Source organism: Leifsonia sp. (assembly GCF_051955155.1).
Lineage (GTDB): Bacteria > Actinomycetota > Actinomycetes > Actinomycetales > Microbacteriaceae > Leifsonia.
Genome location: NZ_JBQCGZ010000043.1, coordinates 40,232 through 61,955, shown reverse-complemented (window position 1 = coordinate 61,955; position 21,724 = coordinate 40,232). Strand labels below are relative to the sequence as shown.

Below are 21,724 nucleotides of genomic sequence, written 5' to 3'. Positions count from 1 at the left end.
GTGGTGACGAGATGCGAGTATCGACGCGCCAGTAGCAGCGTCTCGTCACCTTTCGACGCGCAGGCGGGGTGGGTGGGTTACCGCCGGGAGGCGAGGGCGGCCTGGTAGAGGTCCCGGCGGCCGAGGCCCGTCGCCTCGGCCACCTCGGCGGCGGCGTCCTTCAGCCGCATCCCCTCGGCGACGAGGGCGAGCACCTGCTCGAGCGCGGTCTCGGGATCCGCGTCGCGGGCGGGTGCGCCCGCGACGACCACCACGATCTCGCCGCGCACGCCGGCCGCCGCCCACTCGGCCAGCTCGGCGAGCGCGCCGCGGCGGACCTCCTCGTACAGCTTGGTGAGCTCGCGGCAGACCACGGCCCGCCGCGCCGGCCCGAGGGCGGCCGCCATGTCGGAGAGCGAGTCGGCCAGGCGGTTCGGCGACTCGAAGAAGACCATCGTGCGCGGCTCGGCGGCCAGCGCCCGCAGCACGGAGGAGCGCTCGCCCTGCTTACGCGGTAGGAAGCCCTCGAAGGTGAACCGGTCGGTCGGCAGCCCGGACACGGCGAGCGCCGACAGCACGGCGGACGGCCCGGGGATGACCGTGACGCCGACACCGGCGGCGGCCGCCGCCTCCACCAGCGGGAAGCCGGGGTCGGACACGGTCGGCATCCCGGCGTCGGAGAGCACGACGATGTCGGTGTCGCGGGCCAGCTCGACAAGCTCCCCCGCGCGCTCGCGCTCGTTGTGCTCGTGCAGCGGGACGAGGCGCGGCCGGTTCTCGACACCGAGGCCGGAGAGCAGGCGCTGGGCGACCCTGGTGTCCTCGGCGGCGATCACCGTCGCGGCCGAGAGCACCTCGACCAGCCGGGACGACGCGTCACCGAGATTGCCGATGGGCGTCGCCGCGAGGATGATCATAGGTTCAGTCTGTCAGGATGATGCGGTGACCACCCACACCGCCTCCCCCGACGCCGTCGCGCACCGGTCGCCGGAGCGCACCGGCAGCCGCCTCGACGCATGGTGGGCGCGGACGCTGCGCACGCCGCTGCGGCTGCGGCTCTGGTACTGGGGAGCACCGATCGGGGTCACCCTGCTCGCCGCGGTGCTGCGGTTGTGGAACCTCGGCTACCCGCACGTGCTCGTCTTCGATGAGACCTTCTACGTGAAGGACGCCTGGTCGCTCTTCCACCTGGGCTACGAGGGCAGCTGGCCCGACAAGGCGGACCAGCTGTTCGCCGCCGGGAACACCGACGTGTTCGAGAAGGATCCGTCGTTCGTCGCCCATCCCCCGCTCGGCAAGTGGATCATCGCGCTCGGGATGGCCGCCACCGGCGCCGGCAACTCGTTCGGCTGGCGCCTGTCGACGGCCGTCGTCGGCATCCTCGCCGTGCTCGTCGTCTTCCTGATCGCCAGGAAGCTGTTCCGCTCCACCCTGATCGCCACGATCGCCGGTTTCCTGATGGCGGTCGACGGGCACGCCATCGTGATGAGCAGGGTCGCGCTGCTGGACAACTCGGTGATGTTCCTGGCGCTGCTCGCGTTCGGCTGCATCCTGCTGGACCGGGACTGGCACGCCACCCGGCTGGCCGCCCGCGTCGCCGCCGAGCGCGACGCCGGCCGCGACCCGGCCTGGGGCCCGGCGCTCTGGTGGCGGCCCTGGCTGATCGCGGCGGGCATCCTCACCGGACTGTGCGCCGGCGTGAAGTGGAGCGGGTTCTACTTCCTCGCCTTCTTCGCGGTGTACACGGTGGTGGTGGACATCGTCGCCCGGCGCCGGGAGAAGCTCCCGTTCTACATCAGCGGCGCCGTGCTCAAGCAGGCCCCCGCCACCTTCGTCCTCATGGTCCCGATCGCGTTCGCGAGCTACATCGCGACGTGGGCCGGCTGGATCCTGACGGGCAACGGGTACTACCGGCACTGGGCGGAGTCGGTGCACATGCAGTGGTCGGGCGGGCTGTCCTGGGTGCCGCTGTGGGTGCAGAACCTCTGGCACTACCAGACGGAGATGTACAACTACAGCATCAACCTGCACGTCGCGCATCCGTACCAGTCGAACCCGCTGACCTGGCTGCTGATGATCCGGCCGGTGAGCATGTTCTACGTCGGCAACGCCGACGGCCAGGGCGGCTGCACCTCCGCCGGGGGCTGCTCGGCGGCGATCACCTCGATCGGCAACCCGCTGATCTGGTGGGGGGCGGCCGCGGCGATCGTCTACCTGGTCTACCGGCTGGCCCGCTACCGGGACTGGCGCCTCGGCCTCATTCTCACGGGTCTCGCGGCCGGGTACGTGCCGTGGCTGCTGTACATGGGGCGGACGATCTTCCAGTTCTACTCGATCGCGTTCGAGCCCTACCTCGTGCTCGCGCTGACGGCGGCGATCGCCGTCGTGCTCGGCAGGCGCGACGACCCGGAGCGGCGCAGGCGCACCGGGATCGCCTGGACGACCGTGTTCCTCGTCGCGGTCGCGGCGGTGAGCGCCTTCTTCTGGCCGATCTGGACGGGGCAGCAGGTTCCGTTCTGGTTCTGGCAGATCCACATGTGGCTGCCCAGCTGGGTGTGATTGTCGGAACCCGGGTGTAGACCGTGGGGTATGGATGCGGAAGAGCCCCTTCACCTCGTACCCCTCCCCGGCAGCGAGCGGCCGGAGCGCCCCGGTTACACCGCGCACGGCGCGCTGCCGGCCGAGGCGCCCGTCCAGGCGACACTCGTCCTGCGCCGCCGCGCCCCGCTTCCCGATGATGCGTTCGCCTCTCCGCTGACCCGCGACGAGCTCGCGGAACGCTACGGCGCGTCCGCGGACGACATCGCGCTGGTGAACCGCACGCTGGCACGGCTCGGTGTGACGATCGAGGAGGAGAACCCCGCGGAGCGTCGCATCCGGGTCTCCGGGCCGGCGCGCGTGCTGGCGCGCGTGTTCGGCACCGACCTCGCCGCCGCCACGCGCGCCGACGCCGGCGACAGCGCGCCGAGCTACCGGCAGCGCAGCGGCGGCCTGAGCATCCCCGCCGAGCTGGACGGCGTCGTGACCGCCGTGCTCGGCCTCGACGACCGCCCGCAGGCCCGCGCCCAGTTCCGGATCGCGCGCCCGGCGGCGGTGACCACGAGCTACACGCCGCCCGAGCTCGGCCGGGTCTACCGCTTCCCGGAGGGCACGGACGGCAGCGGCCAGACCATCGCGATCATCGAGCTCGGCGGCGGATACGAGCAGACCGACCTGGACGCCTACTTCGCCGGCCTCGGCCTCCTGACCCCGTCGGTCACGGCGGTCGGCGTCGACGGCGGGAAGAACAACCCGGGGCAGGACCCGAACGGCGCGGACGGCGAGGTGATGCTCGACATCGAGGTCGCGGGCGCGCTCGCGCCCAAGGCGTCGATCGTCGTCTACTTCGCGCCCAATACCGACGCCGGATTCCTGGACGCCGTGAGCGCCGCCGCGCACGCCGACCCGACCCCGGCGGCCATCAGCATCAGCTGGGGACAGTCGGAGGACCAGTGGACGGCGCAGGCCCGCACCGCCTTCGATCAGGCGCTGCAGGACGCCGCCGCGCTCGGCGTCACGACCACGGTCGCCGCGGGCGACGACGGCAGCAGCGACCGGGTCGGCGACGGCAGGGCGCACGTCGACTTCCCCGCATCCTCCCCGCACGCGCTCGCCTGCGGCGGCACCCGGCTGGAGGCGGACGGCGCCACCGGAACGGTCAGCTCCGAGACCGTGTGGAACAACGGCTCGGGCGGCGGCGCGACCGGCGGCGGCGTGAGCGCGGTGTTCCCGCTCCCGTCGTGGCAGGCCGCGGTCGGCGTCCCGTCCGGGGCGGGCGGAGCCGACGCGGGCGGCGCGGCGAACGGACCGGGCGGGCGCGGGGTCCCCGACGTCTCGGCCGTCGCGGACCCGCAGACCGGCTACCGGGTGCGCGTGGACGGCACCGACACGGTGATCGGCGGCACCAGCGCCGTCGCCCCGCTCTCGGCCGCCCTGATCGCCCGGCTCGCGCAGTCCTCTGGCACGCGCCTCGGGCTGGTGCAGCCGAAACTCTACGACTCCGTCCGCGCCGGCGAGGTCGCGACGGGGTTCCGGGACATCACGAGCGGAGACAACGGGTCCTATCACGCCGCCGCGGGGTGGGACGCCTGCACCGGGCTCGGCGTTCCCGAGGGGGCCGCGCTGACCGGCGTGGTCTGAGTTCGACGTCCCGGTTCCCGCGACGGCTGACCGGGGCGCGCGACCACCAGAATGGACGGGTGAGCCCCTCCGCCTTCCCCGTCGTCCGCACCGGGCTCCCCTGGCTGCCCGGGATGGTCGTCGCCGCGGTCGCGGCCGCCGTCGCGTGGGGCGTGCACTGGCTGGTCCCCGCCGTCCCGCTGCTCACCGCCGCCGTCGTGCTCGGCATCGTCGTCGGCCAGCTGCCCCCGGCGCGCGCGGCGGTCACGGGCGTCCTCGCGCCCGGGCTCTCGCTGAGCGCGAAGCGGCTGATGCGCATCGGCGTCGTGCTGCTCGGGCTGAAGCTGAGCCTCGGCGACATCGCGTCGCTCGGCTGGGTGACCATCCTCACGACCGTCGGGATCGTCGTGCTGAGCTTCGCGGGCACGTTCGCGATCGGACGCCTGTTCCGGCTGCCCGGCCACCAGCCGCTGCTCGTCGCCACCGGCTTCTCGATCTGCGGGGCGTCGGCGATCGGCGCCATGAGCGGGGTCGTGAAGCCCAAGGACGAGGAGGCGGCGACGCCGGTCGCGCTCGTGACGCTGTGCGGCACCCTCGCCATCTTCGTGCTGCCCCTGTTCTGGCATCCACTGGGCCTCACCCCGCTGCAGTTCGGGCACTGGGTGGGCGGCGGCGTCCACGATGTCGGGCAGGTGGTCGCCACCGCGCAGATCGCCGGGCCCGGCGCGCTCGCGGTCGCGCTCGTGGTGAAGCTGACCCGCGTGCTCATGCTCGCGCCGACCGTCGCGATCGCGGCCGTGGTGGAGCGCCGCCGCAGCGTCGAGGGCGACCCGACGGTCAAGCGGCCGCCGATCATCCCGCTGTTCGTCGCCGGATTCATCGCCGCGGTGCTGATCCGCTCGTTCGTGCCGCTGCCGGCCGGGGTGACCGACGCGGCGGACGCCGTGCAGACGGCGCTGCTGGCGATGGCGCTGTTCGGGCTCGGGACGGCGGTTCGGCAGCGATCGCTTCTCGGCACCGGCTGGCGCGCGCTTGCCACGGGTCTGCTGTCGTGGGCGCTGATCGCGGCCCTCGCGCTCGGGGCGGTCGCGCTGTCAGCGTGATCCGCGTCCGCGCGCGCGGCGAACGGGTCCCGGGTCAGTGCACGAGCTTCAGGCCGATCACGCAACCGACCAGACCCAGGATGAGCAGCAGCTTCACGAGCGAGAACCCGTCGCCGCCGAAGATCATCGCGTAGAACACGGTCAGGGCCGCGCCGATCCCGACCCACACCGCATAGGCCGTGCCGGTGGAGATCTCCCGCATCGCATAGGCGAGGCCGGCCATCGAGGCGAGCAGCCCGACCACGAAGACGACGCTCGGCCACAGCCGGGTGAACCCCGCCGACTTCCCGAGGGCCGTCGCCCAGACGGCTTCGAACACGCCGGAGAGGATGAGGACGATCCAGGACACGGTCACGACTCCTTGGCCAGTCTTGTCGCTCACCGGGTACTGAACCGTCGTCCGGGACCGCCGAGGCGGCAATCTAGCACAACTGTACCAAATCATCGTTGCGGAGTGTTACGCGCACCCTCCCTCCCGGCCGGAGCACTGCGGCGGCGCTCCGGTAGCGTTGCCGCATGGCAGATCGCGAATATGGCTTCCGCACGCGTGCGATCCACGCGGGCAACATCCCCGACCCGGTCACGGGAGCCCGTGCGCTGCCGATCTAGCAGACCAGCGCCTTCGTCTTCGACGACACCGCCGACGCGGCCGCCCGGTTCGCGCTGCAGAAGTACGGCAACATCTACTCGCGGCTCGCGAACCCCACCGTCGCCTCGTTCGAGGAGCGCATCGCCAGCCTCGAGGGCGGACTCGGCGCCGTCGCCACCGCGAGCGGCCTGAGCGCGCAGTACATCACGTTCGCCTCGCTGGCCGGAGCCGGCGACCACATCGTCGCCTCGGCGAACCTCTACGGCGGCTCCATCACCCAGCTGGATGTGACGCTGCGCCGGTTCGGCGTCGAGACCACCTTCGTGCAGAGCGCGGATCCCGCCGACTACGCCGCCGCGATCACCGACCGCACCAAGCTGGTGTTCGCCGAGACCGTCGCGAACCCGTCCGGCGAGATCGCGGACATCGAGGGCCTCGCGGAGGTCGCCCACGCGGCCGGCGTGCCGCTGATCATCGACTCCACCATCGCGACCCCGTACCTCAACCGGCCGATCGAGTGGGGCGCGGACATCGTCATCCACTCGGCGACGAAGTTCCTCGGCGGCCACGGCACCACCCTCGGTGGCGTGGTCGTGGAGAGCGGGCGGTTCGACTGGCACACCGAGAAGTTCCCGCTGTTCGGCCAGCCGGTGCCGTCGTACGGCGGGCTGCAGTGGTCGGGCAACTTCGGCGAGTACGCCTTCCTCACCCGGCTGCGTGCCGAGCAGCTGCGCGACATCGGCCCAGTGCTCGCGCCGCACTCCGCGTTCCTGCTCGCGCAGGGCGTCGAGACGCTGCCGTACCGCATCCAGGCGCACGTCGACAATGCGCGCGCGGTCGCCGAATGGCTCGACGCCGACCCGCGCATCGAGAAGGTCTACTGGGCGGGACTGCCGGAGCACCCGCACCACGACCGCGCCCGGAAGTACCTGCCGAAGGGCCCGGGCAGCGTGTTCAGCTTCGTCGTGAAGGGCGGCCGCGCCGTCGGCCAGAAGCTGATCGAGTCGGTGAACCTGGCCAGCCACCTGGCCAACATCGGCGACGCCAAGACGCTCGTCATCCATCCCGCGTCCACCACGCACGCGCAGCTCACCGAGCAGCAGCTGATCGACGCGGGCGTGCTGCCCGGCGTCGTGCGCATCAGCGTCGGCATCGAAGACGTGGACGACATCATCTACGATCTCGATGCGGCGCTGACCGAGGCCGTGAAGGAGGCGTGACCGTGACCGACACCACCGAGGTCCAGCTGGTCAACGGGCTGAGCTGCTCGCTGCCCGCCGACTCCCCGCTCGCCAAGCTGCTGAAGTCGCAGCGCACCTGGGTGGGCCCCGACGCGAAGGAACGGCTGCGCATCCTGCGCGGAGCGAAGTCGGTCGCGATCGTCGGCGCCTCGCCGAACCCGGCGCGCTCCAGCTACTTCGTCGGAACCTACCTGCAGCAGTCGAGCGACTTCCGCGTGTACTTCGTGAACCCGAACGCCGACACGATCCTCGGCGAGAAGGCGTACCCCGACCTGGCGTCGCTGCCGGAGGTCCCGGACATCGTGGACGTGTTCCGCAAACCCTCGGACATCCCCGCGGTGATCGACGAGGCGGTCGCGGTCGGCGCGCCGACCGTGTGGGTGCAGCTCGGGATCTGGAACCAGGAGGCCGCGGAGTACGGCGAGTCCAAGGGCCTGACCATCGTCATGGACCGCTGCATCAAGATCGAGCACGCCCGCTTCCACGGCGGCCTTCACCTGCTCGGCTTCGACACCGGCCAGATCACGGCCCGCAAGACGATCCGCTGAGGGCGCGCCGCTCGGCCGGCGAGCACGGGAAAAACGCGCTGATCCGGGGCAATCGAGGACGGTTTTCCTGTGCTCGGCGGCCTTAGGCGCGCGCGACGATGTGGAAGACGTGCCAGTGCTTGGGGCCCTCGAAGGACATGCCGCGGCGGTCGTCCTCGACCAGCGTGAGCACGTCCATGCCGGCGAGCATCCCCTCCACTCCCCTGCGGTCGTGGAAGTTCATCCGGGGGCGGCCGAACCACTCGTCGTGCGGGCCGAACAGCTCGCCGGCGAACAGGCCGCCCGGCACCAGCGCGTCGCGGATGTCCGCCCACAGGTACGGGAAGCGGCCGGGCTCGCAGAACGGCAGCGCGAATCCGGCGTAGACCAGCTCGGCCTGCGGCAGCTCGCCCAGCGTCTCGAACGCGGCGCTGCGCACGTCCACCCGCGCGGCGGCGTCCGGCGCCAGCCCGTCCACGACGCGGTCGGCGACGCCGGGATCCGCGTCCACCGCGAGCACGCGCCAGCCGCGCTCCGCCAGTGCGCGGGTCTCGACGCCGTCCCCGCAGCCGAGGTCGAGCGCGAAACCGGGCTCGCCGTCCCACGCCGCCAGCGCGGTCTCGAAGGTGGGGCGGACCCCGCGACCGCCCTGCTTCTCGTAGAACTGCGACCAGTCGAACGCCATGCTCCTGAGCCTACGCGCGGGCTGCGGCGCGCGGGGATGCGCGCTGGCTAAGATCGGCGAGTGGATTCCGCGCCTGCCTCCCCCCGCGTCGCCGTGCTCGGGCCGGTGCTCGTCGAGGACCGCGCGGGCGCGCTGAGCGAGCCGACCGGCGTGCTCGGCAAGAGCCTCATCGTCGCGCTCGTGCTCTCCCCCGGCGGACTGTCGGTCTCCTCCCTCGTCGGCGAGCTGTGGGACGACGCCCCGCCCCGGCAGGAACGCGCGGCGCTGCAGACCCTGGTGTCCCGCGTGCGCACCGCGTGCGCGGACGGACTGCTCGCGTCGACACCGAGCGGGTACGCGCTCGCGGTCGGACGCAACGAGACCGACCTCGGCCTCGCCCGCCGGTTCGCCCAGACCGCCCGCGCGGCCGAGGCGTCCGGGGATGCGGCCGGCGCCGTCAGCGCCGCCGGCGCCGGGCTCGCGCTGTGGCGGGGCGAGCCCGGACGCGAGCTGGGCGACTCCCCGCTCGCCGCCGCGCTCGCGGCCACCGCCGGCGCGCTCCGCTCCGAGCTCCTGCAGCTGCGCGCCCGGGCGCACCGCGCGGCGGGCGACCCGGCGGCGGCGCTCGCCGACCTGCAGCCGCTGCTCGCCGAGAACCCGCTGGACGAGGGCCTCCAGCTGGAGCGGATGCACGCCCTCGCCGCCGCCGGCCGCCGCAGCGAGGCGCTGCTGGCCTTCGCCGAGGTGCGGGAGGCGCTGCTCGACCGGCTCGGCACGCGCCCGGGTCCCGCGCTCGTGGCGTACAACGCCGAACTGCTCGCCGACGACGAGGACGACGAGCCGGCGGCGCCGCGCCGCGTCCGGATCGGCCTGCGCAGCTCCCCCAACGCGCTGATCGGGCGCGAGTACGACCTGCAGGCGGTGGAGGACCTGGTCGCCACCTCCCGGCTGACCACCGTCCTCGGCGCCGGCGGCCTCGGCAAGACCCGGCTGGCGCAGGAGGTCGGCCACCGCGCGGTGCACACCCCCGCGGTCATCGTCGTCGAGCTGGCCAGCGTGCGCACCGGGGACGACCTGTCGCTCGCGTTCGCCTCCACGCTCGGCATCCGGGAGGCGCGCACCGCGCGGCCCAGCGAGCCCGGGGCGATGCTCGACCTCCGCTCGCGCATCCTGGGCGTGCTCGCCGAGCGCGAGACCCTGCTGATCGTCGACAACTGCGAGCACATCGTGGACGCGGCGGCCGCCTACATCTCCGACATCCTGGATTCCACGGCGTCGGTGCGCGTGCTCGCCACCAGCCGCGCTCCGCTCGCCATCGGCGCCGAGCGCGTGTACGCCCTCGAACCGCTGCCCGCCGAGGCGGACGGGCCCGCCGTCGCGCTGTTCACCGAGCGCGCCCGCGCCGCGCGGCCCGGAGTCGTCCTGCCGCAGGAGGCGGTCGCCCGGCTCTGCGCGCGGCTCGACGGCCTGCCCCTCGCGATCGAGCTGGCCGCGGCGCGCACCCGGTCCATGTCGGTGGAGGAGGTGGAGCGCCGGCTCGGCAACCGGTTCGCTCTGCTGACCGGCGGCGAGCGCACCGCGCCCGAGCGCCACCGCACGCTGTTCGCGGTGATCGACTGGAGCTGGAACCTGCTCGGCACCTCCGAGCAGCGGCTGCTGCGCCGGCTCTCCCGGTTCCCGGACGGGTTCAGCGCCGAGGCAGCCGAGGCCGTCGCCGGCAGCGGGGCCGACTCGGTGCTCGACGACCTGGACGCGCTGGTCGCCCAGTCGCTCGTCGGGGTCACCGAGGACGCCGACACGGGCATCCTGCGCTACCGGATGCTGGAGACCGTGCGCGAGTTCGGCGACCGCGAGCTGGAGGCGGCGGGCGACGCCGACGAGGTGCTCGCAGGCATGGACGCGTGGGCGATCGCGTTCTCGCGCGACGCGCTCTCCCGGATGCACGGCCCCGAGCAGGTGCCGACCTTCGGCAGGGTCACCGCGGAGCAGGACAACCTGGTCGGCGTGCTCCGGTCGGCGATCGACGGCCGCAGGCAGCGCACGATCGCCGCCGTGTTCGCGCTGCTGGCCTACTACTGGTCGCTGCGCAGCGCGCACACCGAGGTGCTCGGGTTCGGCGGGACCGTGCTCGACGCGCTGGACGGCTGGGAGCCGGAGGACGACGACCGGGACGCTGCTGCCGCCTGCTACGCGATGATCGGCGGTACCTTCCTGTTCGCCGGGCTCCGCACCGCCGTCCGTGCGATCTCGCGCCTGAAGCGGCTGAGTCGCGGCAGGCCCTTCGGCGACGCGAAGCTGACCACGATCGCCGGCCTGGTGATGGCGGCGGGTCACGTCGAACCGGGGACGCGCCTGCTGGACGAGTTCAGCCGGTCGGCCGATCCCGAGCAGGCGGCCATTGGCAACCTCCTCAGCGGGCAGCTGCAGGAGAACGCCGGCGAGCTGGACGAGGCCCTGGAGACGGTCGGCCGCGCCTATCGGGCCGCGGTGACGGCGGAGGACACCTGGTCGATGGCGACGGCGGCGCAGAGCATCGCCCAGCTGTACAGCCAGCTCGCGCATCCCACCGAGGCGCTGGAGTGGGCGCGGCGGGCGCGCGAGGGCATCGTCCTGCTGCAGGCGACCGGCGACCTCCGCCAGCTGGAGTGGCTGATCGCGATCAACTCGATCAGCGCGGGCGACCTCGCCCGCGGCCGGGAGCTGCTGGAGGCCTACCTGACCGGCGAGGTCGACCGCACGGGGTTCGACTACGTCGACTACTACGGCGTCGGCTACTCGGGCATGGCGGAGATCGCGCTCGCCGAGGGCGACCTCGCCGAGGGCGTCCGGCTGTACGGAGAGGCGATCGGCGTCTACATCGACGACGCGTCCGCCGAGCGCGAGGTGATCGCCAACCCGTGGCTGACCATCCTGGGCGCCGCCGACATCGCGGCCCGGCTGCGCGCGCACGAGGAGCAGCCGGGACTCCTCGATCGCGCCGAGACCGACGACAACGCGCGCCGGCTGCGGCTGAGGGCGCTGGTGAACGCGCGGCTGAGCCCGAACTACCTGGACAAGCCCGTCGTCGGCACCGGCCTGATCGGCTACGCGGTGTGGATGCTCGACGCCGCCACCTCCGCCTCCCGCGACGAGCGCTGGGTCGCCGACGGCGTCCGGCTCTTCGCGCTGGCGACCCGGTCCAACTCCCGCCAGGACCTGCCGACGCTGAACCGCGAGCGCCTCGCCGAGCGCGTCCGCCGCGTGCACGGGGAGGCCGTCCTCGACGACGCGATCGCCGAGGTCGCCGCGCTCACGCGCGAGGAGGCGGCGACGCGCGGTCTCGCCCTGCTCGCCGACGTGCGCGCCTGACCGGAGAACGCGAAGCGGCCGCCGCTCCCCTCCGCAGGGTGCGACGGCCGCCGTCCGGGAGCGGGAGGCTAGGCCTTCCGCATGTAGGCGCGCACGGTGAGCGGCGCGAACACGGCCACGATGACCGCGGCGCCGAGCAGCGCCCACCAGCCGTCGGCGCCGAAGGTGCCGTTGTTGGCGAGGTCGCGCACCGCGGTGACCAGGTGCGAGACCGGGTTGATGTTCACGAACGTCTGCAGCCACTCCGGCATGGTGTCGACCGGGACGAACGCGTTCGAGAAGAACGTCAGCGGGAACAGCACCAGGAACGAGATGCCCTGCACCGATCCCGCGGTGCGGGCGATCACGCCGAAGAAGGCGAAGATCCAGCTGATGGCCCACGCCGAGACGATGACCAGCAGCCCGGCCAGCACGACGAAGCCGAGACCCGCGGCGGGCCGGTAGCCCATGAAGAAGCCGGTCACGAACGTGATCGTGGTGGCGATCGCGTAGCGGAGCGTGTCGGCGAGCAGCGCGCCGGAGAGCGGCGCGATGCGGGCGATCGGCATCGACTTGAAGCGGTCGAACACGCCCTTGTCCATGTCCTCGCGCAGCTGGACGCCGGTCACGACGGAGGTCGTGATGACGGTCTGCGCCAGGATGCCGGGGATCAGCGCGGGCAGGTAGTTCTGCACGTTGCCGGCGATCGCGCCGCCGAAGAGCAGCGCGAACATCAGCGTGAAGATGATGGGCTGCAGCGTCACGTCGAACAGCTGCTCCGGCGTCCGCTTGATCTTGAGCAGGCCGCGGCGGGCCATGGTCAGGGTGTTCGCGAGCGTCTGGCTCAGGCTGACGTGGTTCTTGAGGTTCCGCTCCGACGGCGGGGTGATGGTGGCGATGGCGGTCATGCCCGGACTCCTTCTGCTGCGACGGACGCCTCTGGGTCGGACGCGTCCTCCGTCTCCTCTTCGACGCCGTGACCGGTGAGGGTGAGGAACACCTCGTCGAGGGTCGGCTTCTGGACGGACATCTCGGCCAGGTGGATGCCCGCCTCGCGGAACGTGACGAACAGGTCGGTGACCGCGTCCGCGTCGCGCATGGGAGCGGTGAGCCGCGAGCCCTCCGGGGAGACGACCGCCTCGACGCCGAGCACCGTGGCGATCGCCCGGCGGGCGTCCTCGATGTCGGCCGGGTCGGTCAGCCGCAGCTGCAGCGACGAGTCGCCGACCGAGGCCTTGAGCTCGTCGCCGGTGCCCTCCGCGACGACCCGGCCGCGGTCGATGACGGCGATGCGGTCCGCCAGCTGGTCCGCCTCGTCCAGGTACTGCGTGGTGAGCAGCACGGTGGAGCCGGTCGAGACCAGGCGGCGGATGGTGTCCCACATCTGCGCGCGGGTGCGCGGGTCGAGGCCGGTGGTCGGCTCGTCGAGGAAGATGAGCGGCGGCTGGGCGATGAGGCTCGCGGCCAGGTCGAGCCTGCGGCGCATGCCGCCGGAGAACTTCTTCAGCGGGCGCTTGGCGGCCTCGGTGAGCCCGAACTCCTCGAGCAGCTCGGCGGTCTTGGCCTTCGCCTCCCGGCCGCTCAGCCCGAGCAGCCGGCCGAAGATCATCAGGTTCTCGTTGGCGGAGAGCGTCTCGTCGACGGACGCGAACTGGGCCGTGACGCCGAGGAGCTGGCGGACGATCTGCTGCTCCTTCCGGATGTCGTGGCCGAAGATGAAGGCATCCCCGCCGTCCGGCCGGAGCAGGGTGGCGAGCATGGAGATGGTGGTGGTCTTCCCGGCGCCGTTCGGGCCGAGGACGCCGTAGACGGTGCCGGCGCGGACGTTCAGGTCGACGCCGTCGACCGCGCGGTTGTCGCCGAAGACCTTGACGAGCCCGTGGGCTTCGACGGCCCACTCGGTGCTTCCGGTCATGGTGGTCCTTCCTGGTTGGATGGGTACCCTGCGATGCTGCCGCGCCCCGCTTACACCGCACTCACACCCCGCTTACACGCACTCACAGCCCCTCACGCGCACGCTTTCGGCCGGCGAGTACGCGGATTCTCTGCCTACTCGGCCGTTTTGGGGCGAGATTCTGCGTACTCGGCGGGTGGGGAGGGGGCGCGGGGAGGGGGCGCGGTCAGGCGGCGCGGCGGGCGGCGGCGAGGAGGGCGGGCCGGTCGACGCCGGCCAGGGTGAGCGCTCGGGGGACGGTGCCGAGCTCGAGGGCGAACAGGCCGGCGAGCAGGTCGATCTCGGCGGAGCGCTGGCGGCGCTGGGCGGCGGCCGCCTTGTGGGCGCGGACGAGCGCATCCTTCGCGGAGGCGCCCCAGCGCGGCCGGGCCACCCGGGGCGAGGCGACGAGGCGGGAGGCGGGCAGCGGCTCGACGCCGGCCACGCGCAGGCTGGCCGCGCGCTCGGCGGAGAGGGCCGCATCCACCCCGGCGGTGTCGAGTCCGGCGTCGGCGAGGACGGCGCGGACGGGCGAGTCGTCCGCCATCGTCAGCGCGAGCAGCAGGTGCTCGGCCTCGACGAGGGGCGCGTTGCGGTGCTGGGCCTCGGCGACGGCGCGGACGATGAGCTCGCGGAGCGCCCGCGAGAGCGGCTGGCCCGGCGCGTTGTTGGCGGTCCCCGGTGTTGTCTCAGACATTGCGCCTCCTCAGGACGACGCCGGCCGCGGCGACCCGGCGCAGGTGCTTCTTGTGGACGGCCTGGCGGGTGATGCCGAGCGCGTCGGCGATCTGCGACCAGGTCCAGCCCTCGCGCAGCGCGCGCTCGACCTCGGCGTCCTCGAGACGGTCCGCGAGTTCGCGCAGCGCGACGACGGCGGCGAGGCCGTCGGCGATGCCGCCGAGCGGATCCGGCGTACTGGATGGTGGGGTCATACAAGCAACCATAGTTGCCTATTTCGATTTGTCAACCCGAGTTGCTCAATTCCGCCATCCGTGGGCAGGCGGGCGACGCACGAATCGTGCGCGGATGCGCGGCCGCGCGCCGGAATCGCGCGCGAGGCGCGACGTAGACTGGAGAAGTGACAGCGTACGTCTCCGCCTTCGACCTGTTCTCGATCGGCATCGGCCCCTCGAGCTCGCACACCGTCGGACCCCTCAGGGCGGCGAAGGCGTTCGCGGACCGGCTCGTGGAGCAGGGCATCGTCGAGCGCGTCGACCAGGTCACCTGCACCCTCTACGGCTCGCTCGGCTCCACCGGGATCGGCCACGGCACCCCGGACGCCGTCGTCGCGGGACTGCGCGGGCTCGAGCCGGAGAACTGCCGGCCGGAGGACGTGCGCGGCGCCTGGTCGGACCTGGGCGATGGCGACACTCTGCTGCTCGCCGGCGTCCGCAGCATCCCGCTGGCCAGGGGCGACATCGACTTCGAGCCGCGGACCCGCCTCCCCGGGCACCCGAACGCGCTCACCCTGCGCGCGTGGGGACGCTCCGCGGACGGCGCCAGGGAGCCGCTGCCGCTGTTCGAGGAGACCTACTACTCGATCGGCGGCGGGTTCATCCGCCGCGACGGCGAGGAGGCGGAACTCGCCGCGCGGGCGTCGCACCCGCTCCCCTACGACTCGGCGGCGGAGCTGCTCGGCATCTGCGAGCGGCTCGGCATCCCGATCTGCGAGGTCGCCCGCCGCAACGAGATCGCCCTGCACGGCGAGGAGGCGACGAACGCCAGGCTCGACCTGATCTGGGATGCGATGGCGGAGTGCGTCGCGCGCGGGCTCGCCGGCGACGGGACGCTGCCGGGCGGCCTCGGCGTCAAGCGCCGCGCCGCCACGATGCGCGAGCACCTGGAGCGCGTGCGCGACGATCCCGGCCGCGCCACCGCCCTGGAGTGGCTGCACGCGTTCGCGCTGGCGGTCAACGAGGAGAACGCCTCGGGCGGCCGGGTGGTCACCGCGCCCACCAACGGCGCCGCCGGCATCGTCCCCGCTGTCGCCCACTACTACCTGCGGTTCGTGCCAGGCGCCTCGCTCGACGGGATCCGCACCTACCTGCTGACCGCGACCGCGATCGGCTCGCTGTTCAAGGCGAACGCCTCCATCTCGGGAGCCGAGGGCGGCTGCCAGGCCGAGGTCGGCTCGGCGTGCGCGATGGCGGCCGGCGCGCTGTGCGCCGTGCTCGGCGGGACGCCGCAGCAGGTCGAGAACGCGGCGGAGATCGCGATGGAGCACCACCTCGGCCTCACCTGCGACCCGGTCGGCGGCCTGGTGCAGATCCCGTGCATCGAACGGAACGCGATCGCCTCGTCCACCGCCGTCTCCGCCGCCAGGATCGCCCTGCACGGCGATGGCTCGCACCTCGTCTCGCTCGACACCGTCATCGAGACGATGCGGCAGACCGGCCTGGACATGTCCACCAAGTACAAGGAGACGAGCGAGGGCGGCCTCGCCGTCAACGTCATCGAGTGCTGAGCCCGCGCGTTACGCCCGGTTGCGGACACCGTGGGCGGCGTCGGGGGTCGCCGCTAGCTTGGTGCCCATGAGTCACGCAGCAGAGCAGACCAGCCACCAGGGCGCCTCCACCGGGCCCGGCACCTCCACCGCGGGAACCGCCCTCGGGGCCGCCCTCGCCGGACCGCTCGTCTCCACCCAGTGGCTCGCCGACCACCTGGGTGCGGAGGGGCTCGTCGTGCTGGACGCGAGCGTCGTCCCCGCTCCCGGGCCCGACGGCAGGCCGGTCTACGGAACGGGCCGGGTGAGGCACGAGGAGGCGCGGATCCCCGGCGCCGGGTTCGCCGACCTGCTCGACGCGTTCAGCGACCCCGACGGCGCGCACCCGTTCACCCGGCCCTCCGCGCAGGCGTTCGAAGCCGCGGCGACGGCCGCCGGCATCGGCCCGGACACGACGGTCGTCGTCTACGACGGCGCGGTCGGCCAGTGGGCGGCGCGGCTGTGGTGGCTGTTGCGCTCGTTCGGCCACGACCGGGTCGCGGTGCTCGACGGCGGCTCCGTCGCGTGGACGGCGGAGCAGCGGCCGGTCGAGTCCGGTGTCGCCCCGGTGCCGGTGCCGGCCGCCGCGCCGTTCGCCGCGGAGGAGCGCGACGGGTTCTGGAGCGACCGGTCGCACGTCGAGAGCGTGCTCGCGGGCGAGCGTCCCGCCACGCTGATCTGCGGGATGCCGCCGCGCGACTTCGCGGCCAGGCACATTCCCGGCAGCATCAGCGCGCCCGCCGTCCGCCTGGTCGACCGCGCGACCAACACGGTCCTCCCGCAGGCGCAGCTGCGCGAGGTGTTCGCGGACGTCCTCGCCTCAGATGACCCGGTCATCGCCTACTGCGGCGCCGGGATCGCCGCAGCGGCCGACGCGCTCGCGCTCGCGCTGCTGGGCCGGCACGATGTCACGGTCTACGACGGCTCGCTCTCCGAGTGGGTCTCCGACCCGGCAGCGCCGCTCGCGAGCCTCGCGGCGTAGCCGCCGGTAGCTGACAAGTCACCGAATCCAGCGGATGCCCAGGCGCGCGGGACGTAGGCTCGCAGCATGAGCCTGATGGACATCCCGTTCCACACCATCGACGGCGAAACCACCTCCCTCGCGCAGTACGCGGGCAAGGTCATCCTCGTCGTCAACGTCGCCTCCCGCTGCGGCCTCGCGCCGCAGTACGAGAAGCTGGAGCGCCTGCAGGAGACGTACGGCGACCGCGGCTTCACCGTGATCGGCTTCCCGAGCAACCAGTTCCTGCAGGAGCTGAGCTCGACGGACGCGATCAAGGAATACTGCTCGACCACGTGGGGCGTGACGTTCCCGATGATGGAGAAGGTGCGGCTGAACGGCCGGTCAGCGCACCCGCTCTACGCGGAGCTGACCACGCATCCCGACGCGGAGGGCAAGGCCGGCAAGGTGAAGTGGAACTTCGAGACGTTCGTCATCACGCTGGACGGCGCCGTCCACCGGTTCCGCCCGACGACGGAGCCGGACGACCCGGCGATCGTCGGGCTGATCGAGGAATCGCTGCCCGCCGCCGCCTGATCCGGCCGCGATCGGACGACCGCGCGACCGGTGTCAAGCACGCCGGAACCAGCGCCCGCCGACCCGCTCGGTGAGCCGCCAGGATCCAGTCTCGGCGAGCTCGTCGATGCCGGCGACGGTCTCCAGGGCCACCGCGAGCGCGTCGTCGAGGCGGTCGGCGGTGAACCGCACGGTGATACGGGCCTCGCCGGCCACCACGTCCACGCTGGTCGCCTCCACGACCGCCAGCCGCCGAGCCGCCTCGGCCGCCGCCGGCTCGATCGCGGGGGCGGGGACGCCGGCCCGGAGCCGACCGACCGGGACCACTACACGGAATGAAGGCACGCGTCGAGCCTACGGCGATCCGCCGACGGGCGGCGTACGCTGTCACGAGCATCGAAGGGGGTGCGCAGATGCACACGGAACCACTGGACACGGCGAGCCTGCGACTCAGCGAGCTTCCACTGAGCGAGGCCGCGCTCGCCGACCTCGCGCGACTGCTGGACGAGCGCAGGCACAGCAGCCTGGCCGAGTCCGAGCACATCGCGGAGTCGCTCGGCACCCTGCTGTCGTCGCGCTCGGAGTCGACCGCGGACGACGAGCACGACCCGGAGGGGCCGACGCTGAGCTCGGAGTGGAGCAGGCTGCAGGCGCTGCGGACGGACACCGTCGACGACCTCGCCGCGATCGAAGCAGCGCTCGAGCGCATGCGCGACGGCGTCTACGGGGTCTGCGTGCACTGCGGGCGACAGATCGGCGAGGCGCGCCTCCGGGCCCGGCCGACGGCCGAGCTCTGCATCTCGTGCGCGGTGGCGGCGGAGCGCTGACCGCACCACCCGGAGGTCAGGCCGAGGGCCGCGACGCCCGGTAGACCGCCTCGGTCCGCGTCGACGCGCCGACCTTGCGCAGGATGCTCGACACGTGCACGCTGGCGGTCTTGGCGCTGATGAACAGCCGCTCGCCGATCTGCTTGTTGCTGAGCCCCTGCTCGATCAGCGCGAGCACCTGCTCCTCGCGCTCGGTGAGCGGTGCGGCGGCGCCGGGGACGGCCGTGCCCGCGGCACGGTGCCCGCGCGCGAGACCGAGCTCGTCGGCAGCCGCCACCAGCAGCCCGAACCCGAAGCGCTCCGCGTCCCGGCGGCCGGTGTCGGCCAGCCGCTCGGCGCGCTGCCGGTCGCCGGCGAGCAGCGCGACCCTGGCGGCGCGGATGAGCGCATACGGCCGCAGGTGCGCGGGAGCCACGGTGTCCTCTGCGGCCACGGCGGCGTCGTCCCAGGCCGCGGCGGTCTCCGGGGCGTCCCCGTGCCCGCCGGCCGCGGCGAGCGCGGTCGCGAGCTCGGCGCGGATCAGCGGTCCCCACGCCGTCGCGGTCGGCCACGAGGACACCGCGGCGAGCACCGCCTCGAGCCGGGCCGCCTCGGCGACCACGTCGATGTCCTCGGCGTCCGGGCCGGCGCCGCCCGCCCGCGCGCGGACCGCCGCGATGTCGGCGAGCGCCCGCGCGGCGGCGGCCAGCACCGGCAGCTCGTGCGCGGCGACGACGCCGCGCCCGTCCGCGAGCACGGCGGAGGACTCCGCCCAGGCGGTCGCGTGGTCGCCGCGGGCGATCGCCAGCTCGGCCGCGAGCCGGGCGACACCGAGCTCGGACTGGGACTCGCGCTGCGCCATCGCGCGGAGGCCGGACTGCCAGCGCCGGAACAGGACCTCCGCCCGCTCGGCCTCGCCCCGCCAGAGCGTGAGCCAGAGCTTCATGCGCTGCAGGTGCGCGCGGAAGCTCGGCGGCGGCTCGAGCGCGAGCGCCGGGTCGAGCAACGCCTCCGCGCGGGCCAGCTCGCCGAGCGCGAGCAGCGGCTCCACCGTGTTGGAGGAGAGGATGACGCCCGACGTGCGCTCGACCCCGCGGGCGCGCGCCTTGCGGACGCCGGCCTCGGCGATGCGCACCGCCTCCTCGTAGCGGCCGAGACCGTTCATGGCGTCGGAGGCGTTCACGGCGTAGCGCAGGGAGGCCGCCGGTTCCATCCCGGCCAGGCGGCGCGCCTCTTCCAGCTCGGCGAGGCCGCGCTCGATGCTGCCGGAGGCGATGAGCGAGCTGCCGCGGATGTTGTGCGCGATCGAGCGCAGCGAGTCCGGCGCCCGCTCGCCCTCGGCGATGGCCTGCGAGGCAACGGCGATCGCCGAGTCGAAGTGCGCCATGAGCATCTGCTCGGCGGCGAGTTCGGCGAGCAGCTGGGGCCGCAGTCCGTCCTCGGCCGGCACCACCTCGGGCGGGACCACATCGAGGGCCTGGCGCAGCAGAGCGCTCACGCCGGGCCTGCCCAGGTTGTCCACGTACTGCGCCTTGTCGCGCAGCAGGCGGGCGTGCTGTGCCGGCGGCAGCTGGGCCGCCTCCGCGAGCGCCACGTTCACGAGCGCCAGCGCGCGCTCGCTGTCGCCGGAGTTGCGGAGCGCCGACGCGGTCTTCTTCTGCAGGTCGGTGAGCGTGAGGCCGCCGAGCCGCTCCGCGTCCGGCACACTCCCCCAGAGTTCGAGCGCGCGATCGCCCATCGCCGCCATCGTCGCGTAGGCGTAGGAACGCCGCGCCTCCTCCATCGCCTCGATGGACGTGACGAACGCGCGCTGCAGGTCGTGGGCGGCCAGCCAGTGCGTCGAGAGCTGGATGGCGGAGCGCTGCCGGCTGTTCTCCAGGGCCTGCGCGTAGCGGGTGTGGAACCGGCTGCGCTCGCCGGGCAGCAGGTCGGCGTGCACCGCCTCGCGCACCAGGGCGTGCCGGAACGAGTACTCGGTGGAGTCCGCGGTGAGCACGTTGGCGACAACCGCCTCGCGCGCGGCCGCGTCCAGCTCCTCCGGGCTGCCGTCGTAGACGGCGCTGAGCAGGTCGTGCTCGACGCAGACGCCGCCCGCGGAGAGCAGGCGCAGCAGCCGCTGGGCGGGATCGCTGAGCCGCTCGTAGCGGGCGAGCAGGATCTCGCGCAGCGTCTCCGGCAGGTCCTCGCCCGCCACCAGGCCGTCGATGCCGGCGAGCTCCTCCACGAAGAACGGGACGCCCTCGCTCAGCCGGTACACCGTGTCCACCGTCGCGGCGTCGGGTTCGCAGCCGAGCAGCCGCTCGACGAGCGTCGCCACCTGGTCGCGCCCGAGCCGCGCCAGCTCCCACCTGGTCACCCGCCGGGTGCGCTCCAGCTCGCCGAGGTAGGCGCGCAGCGGATGGCCGCGCGACACCTCGTCGCTGCGGTAGCTGAGCACGAACAGGACGCGGCCCCGGTCGGCCATCCTCACCACGAAGCGCAGCAGCTCCAGCGTCGAGGTGTCCGCCCAGTGGATGTCCTCGACCGCGACGACGAGCGGCCGCTCGGCCGAGAGCGTCTCGAACAGCACGGTGACCAGCTCGTACAGCCGCTCGGCCCCGGTGCGGGCGGGGACCGCGGACTCGTCGGCGAGCTCCGGCAGCAGCACGGAGAGCACGCCGGCGCCCGGCCCCGCCGCCTCGAGCACGGCGTCCAGCCCGCGCACCTGCACGAGCCGGCGCAGCACGGCCGCGAGCGGGGCGTAGGGGGCTCCGTCGCCGCCGAGGTCGACGCAGCGGCCGAGCAGGACGGTGGCCGACTGCCCGGACTCGGCGAGGAACTCGCCCAGCAGCCGCGACTTGCCGATCCCCGCCTCGCCGCCGATGACGACGGCACGCGGCTCGCCGGCCGAGGCCGCCACCAGCTCCGCGCGCAGAGTCTCCAGATCGGGTTCCCGCCCGATCATCGTGGGACTCGACGCCGCTGATCGCATGCCTTCATCGTGCCATGCGCCACCGACATCGGCAGCGCCCGTCCCGCCCGGTCTGCGGAGGGCAGAACCGCCCGTCACCGGCCGGCGTGCGCGAGCTCCCGCTCGCGGGCCGGGACGGGCTCTGCGAGCGGCTCCGCGGCCGGCTGCGGCGCCCGCTCCCGCGCAGCGGGCGCGCCCGTCCCCGCTGCGGCGGCGGCGACCTGCCGGTCGTGCTCCGCCCGCGCCCTGGCGAGCCGCTTCGCGATCAGGCCCTCCGCCCGCACCTGCAGCAGCTCCTCCACGCGCTCGCGGCGGCGGCGGTCGCGCTCGCGCTCCTGCTCCGCGCGTGCGGCCTCCGCCGCACCCAGCCGGGCCGTCACGTACTCGTCTGCCAGCATCATCGTCGCACCCCTTCTCGATGCTCCCTGTCCTTCGTCACGATCAAGCGT

General features: G+C 73.4%; 19 protein-coding genes, 1 pseudogene and 1 riboswitch. Of the genes and pseudogenes, 10 read left to right on the top strand and 10 right to left on the bottom strand.

The features are described 5' to 3' along the window. Positions 1–77: 77 nt before the first annotated feature. The gene (gene rsmI / locus ACTHMF_RS04405) at positions 78–896 is read right to left on the bottom strand and encodes a 16S rRNA (cytidine(1402)-2'-O)-methyltransferase (protein ID WP_440316453.1); all 819 of its coding nucleotides are present in this window, start codon (positions 894–896) and stop codon (positions 78–80) included. A gap of 25 nt (positions 897–921) precedes the next feature. Between rsmI and ACTHMF_RS04400 the strand changes: the two genes are divergently transcribed. The 3 genes from ACTHMF_RS04400 (at position 922) to ACTHMF_RS04390 (ending at position 5,240) form a co-directional block, all read left to right on the top strand. Next, entirely contained in the window at positions 922–2,538 is a 1,617-nt protein-coding gene (locus ACTHMF_RS04400) for a dolichyl-phosphate-mannose--protein mannosyltransferase (RefSeq protein ID WP_440316451.1), read from the top strand. A 30-nt stretch (positions 2,539–2,568) separates the two neighbouring features. Then, complete coding sequence (locus tag ACTHMF_RS04395; RefSeq protein WP_440316450.1) at positions 2,569–4,158, top strand: S53 family peptidase; 1,590 nt, start codon at positions 2,569–2,571, stop codon at positions 4,156–4,158. A gap of 113 nt (positions 4,159–4,271) precedes the next feature. Next, entirely contained in the window at positions 4,272–5,240 is a 969-nt protein-coding gene (locus tag ACTHMF_RS04390) for a YeiH family protein (protein ID WP_440316460.1), read from the top strand. Between the two features lie 34 nt (positions 5,241–5,274). On the opposite strand, the gene ACTHMF_RS04385 is transcribed toward ACTHMF_RS04390, so the two are convergent. Next, a complete protein-coding gene (locus ACTHMF_RS04385) occupies positions 5,275–5,589 on the bottom strand; it encodes a DMT family transporter (RefSeq protein ID WP_440316449.1) in 315 nt (104 codons plus the stop codon). 11 nt (positions 5,590–5,600) lie between these two features. Continuing rightward, a riboswitch (guanidine-III (ykkC-III) riboswitch) is annotated at positions 5,601–5,664 on the bottom strand. Positions 5,665–5,756: 92 nt separating this feature from the next. Here ACTHMF_RS04385 and ACTHMF_RS04380 point away from each other — a divergent pair. Both ACTHMF_RS04380 and ACTHMF_RS04375 read left to right on the top strand, forming a co-directional pair. Then, a pseudogene (locus ACTHMF_RS04380) lies at positions 5,757–7,049 on the top strand (O-acetylhomoserine aminocarboxypropyltransferase/cysteine synthase family protein). After that, positions 7,046–7,618, top strand: coding sequence for a CoA-binding protein (locus ACTHMF_RS04375; RefSeq protein WP_399552974.1), 573 nt, complete (start codon positions 7,046–7,048; stop codon positions 7,616–7,618). The pseudogene ACTHMF_RS04380 and the gene ACTHMF_RS04375 overlap by 4 nt, the downstream one beginning before the upstream one ends. 82 nt (positions 7,619–7,700) lie before the next feature. Here ACTHMF_RS04375 and ACTHMF_RS04370 read toward each other — a convergent pair whose 3' ends face one another. After that, the gene (locus ACTHMF_RS04370) at positions 7,701–8,282 is read right to left on the bottom strand and encodes a class I SAM-dependent methyltransferase (protein ID WP_440316448.1); all 582 of its coding nucleotides are present in this window, start codon (positions 8,280–8,282) and stop codon (positions 7,701–7,703) included. 60 nt (positions 8,283–8,342) lie between these two features. Here ACTHMF_RS04370 and ACTHMF_RS04365 point away from each other — a divergent pair, with 60 nt between their 5' ends. After that, positions 8,343–11,609 carry an ATP-binding protein gene (locus tag ACTHMF_RS04365; RefSeq protein ID WP_440316446.1) on the top strand — a complete coding sequence of 1,089 codons (3,267 nt, stop codon included), beginning with the start codon at positions 8,343–8,345 and terminating at the stop codon, positions 11,607–11,609. A gap of 68 nt (positions 11,610–11,677) precedes the next feature. Here ACTHMF_RS04365 and ACTHMF_RS04360 read toward each other — a convergent pair whose 3' ends face one another. From ACTHMF_RS04360 to ACTHMF_RS04345, 4 genes are all read right to left on the bottom strand, one after another. Beyond that, positions 11,678–12,496 (bottom strand): ABC transporter permease, encoded by an 819-nt coding sequence (locus tag ACTHMF_RS04360; protein WP_440316445.1) that lies wholly within the window; start codon positions 12,494–12,496, stop codon positions 11,678–11,680. Continuing rightward, on the bottom strand, positions 12,493–13,503 hold the full coding sequence (locus ACTHMF_RS04355) for an ATP-binding cassette domain-containing protein (protein WP_314149734.1): 1,011 nt from the start codon (positions 13,501–13,503) through the stop codon (positions 12,493–12,495). Before ACTHMF_RS04355 ends, ACTHMF_RS04360 begins: the two co-directional genes overlap by 4 nt. Before the next feature lie 205 nt (positions 13,504–13,708). Continuing rightward, positions 13,709–14,218 (bottom strand): Clp protease N-terminal domain-containing protein, encoded by a 510-nt coding sequence (locus ACTHMF_RS04350; protein WP_440316444.1) that lies wholly within the window; start codon positions 14,216–14,218, stop codon positions 13,709–13,711. Beyond that, positions 14,211–14,453: a helix-turn-helix domain-containing protein gene (locus tag ACTHMF_RS04345; protein ID WP_440316442.1), complete on the bottom strand. Its 243-nt coding sequence runs from the start codon at positions 14,451–14,453 to the stop codon at positions 14,211–14,213. Before ACTHMF_RS04345 ends, ACTHMF_RS04350 begins: the two co-directional genes overlap by 8 nt. Before the next feature lie 146 nt (positions 14,454–14,599). Here ACTHMF_RS04345 and ACTHMF_RS04340 point away from each other — a divergent pair, with 146 nt between their 5' ends. From ACTHMF_RS04340 to ACTHMF_RS04330, 3 genes are all read left to right on the top strand, one after another. After that, positions 14,600–15,985, top strand: coding sequence for an L-serine ammonia-lyase (locus tag ACTHMF_RS04340; RefSeq protein WP_440316441.1), 1,386 nt, complete (start codon positions 14,600–14,602; stop codon positions 15,983–15,985). A 67-nt stretch (positions 15,986–16,052) separates the two neighbouring features. Next, entirely contained in the window at positions 16,053–16,985 is a 933-nt protein-coding gene (locus ACTHMF_RS04335) for a sulfurtransferase (protein WP_440316440.1), read from the top strand. A gap of 66 nt (positions 16,986–17,051) precedes the next feature. Beyond that, the gene (locus ACTHMF_RS04330) at positions 17,052–17,540 is read left to right on the top strand and encodes a glutathione peroxidase (protein ID WP_440316439.1); all 489 of its coding nucleotides are present in this window, start codon (positions 17,052–17,054) and stop codon (positions 17,538–17,540) included. A 33-nt stretch (positions 17,541–17,573) separates the two neighbouring features. On the opposite strand, the gene ACTHMF_RS04325 is transcribed toward ACTHMF_RS04330, so the two are convergent. After that, a complete protein-coding gene (locus ACTHMF_RS04325; protein WP_440316438.1) occupies positions 17,574–17,864 on the bottom strand; it encodes a hypothetical protein in 291 nt (96 codons plus the stop codon). Positions 17,865–17,932: 68 nt separating this feature from the next. Here ACTHMF_RS04325 and ACTHMF_RS04320 point away from each other — a divergent pair, with 68 nt between their 5' ends. Continuing rightward, the gene (locus ACTHMF_RS04320) at positions 17,933–18,346 is read left to right on the top strand and encodes a TraR/DksA family transcriptional regulator (RefSeq protein WP_314149740.1); all 414 of its coding nucleotides are present in this window, start codon (positions 17,933–17,935) and stop codon (positions 18,344–18,346) included. A 16-nt stretch (positions 18,347–18,362) separates the two neighbouring features. On the opposite strand, the gene ACTHMF_RS04315 is transcribed toward ACTHMF_RS04320, so the two are convergent. Both ACTHMF_RS04315 and ACTHMF_RS04310 read right to left on the bottom strand, forming a co-directional pair. Beyond that, positions 18,363–21,269, bottom strand: a complete 2,907-nt coding sequence (locus ACTHMF_RS04315) for a helix-turn-helix transcriptional regulator (protein WP_440316437.1) — start codon at positions 21,267–21,269, stop codon at positions 18,363–18,365. A gap of 101 nt (positions 21,270–21,370) precedes the next feature. Then, entirely contained in the window at positions 21,371–21,676 is a 306-nt protein-coding gene (locus tag ACTHMF_RS04310) for a hypothetical protein (RefSeq protein ID WP_440316436.1), read from the bottom strand. Between the last annotated feature and the right edge of the window lie 48 nt (positions 21,677–21,724).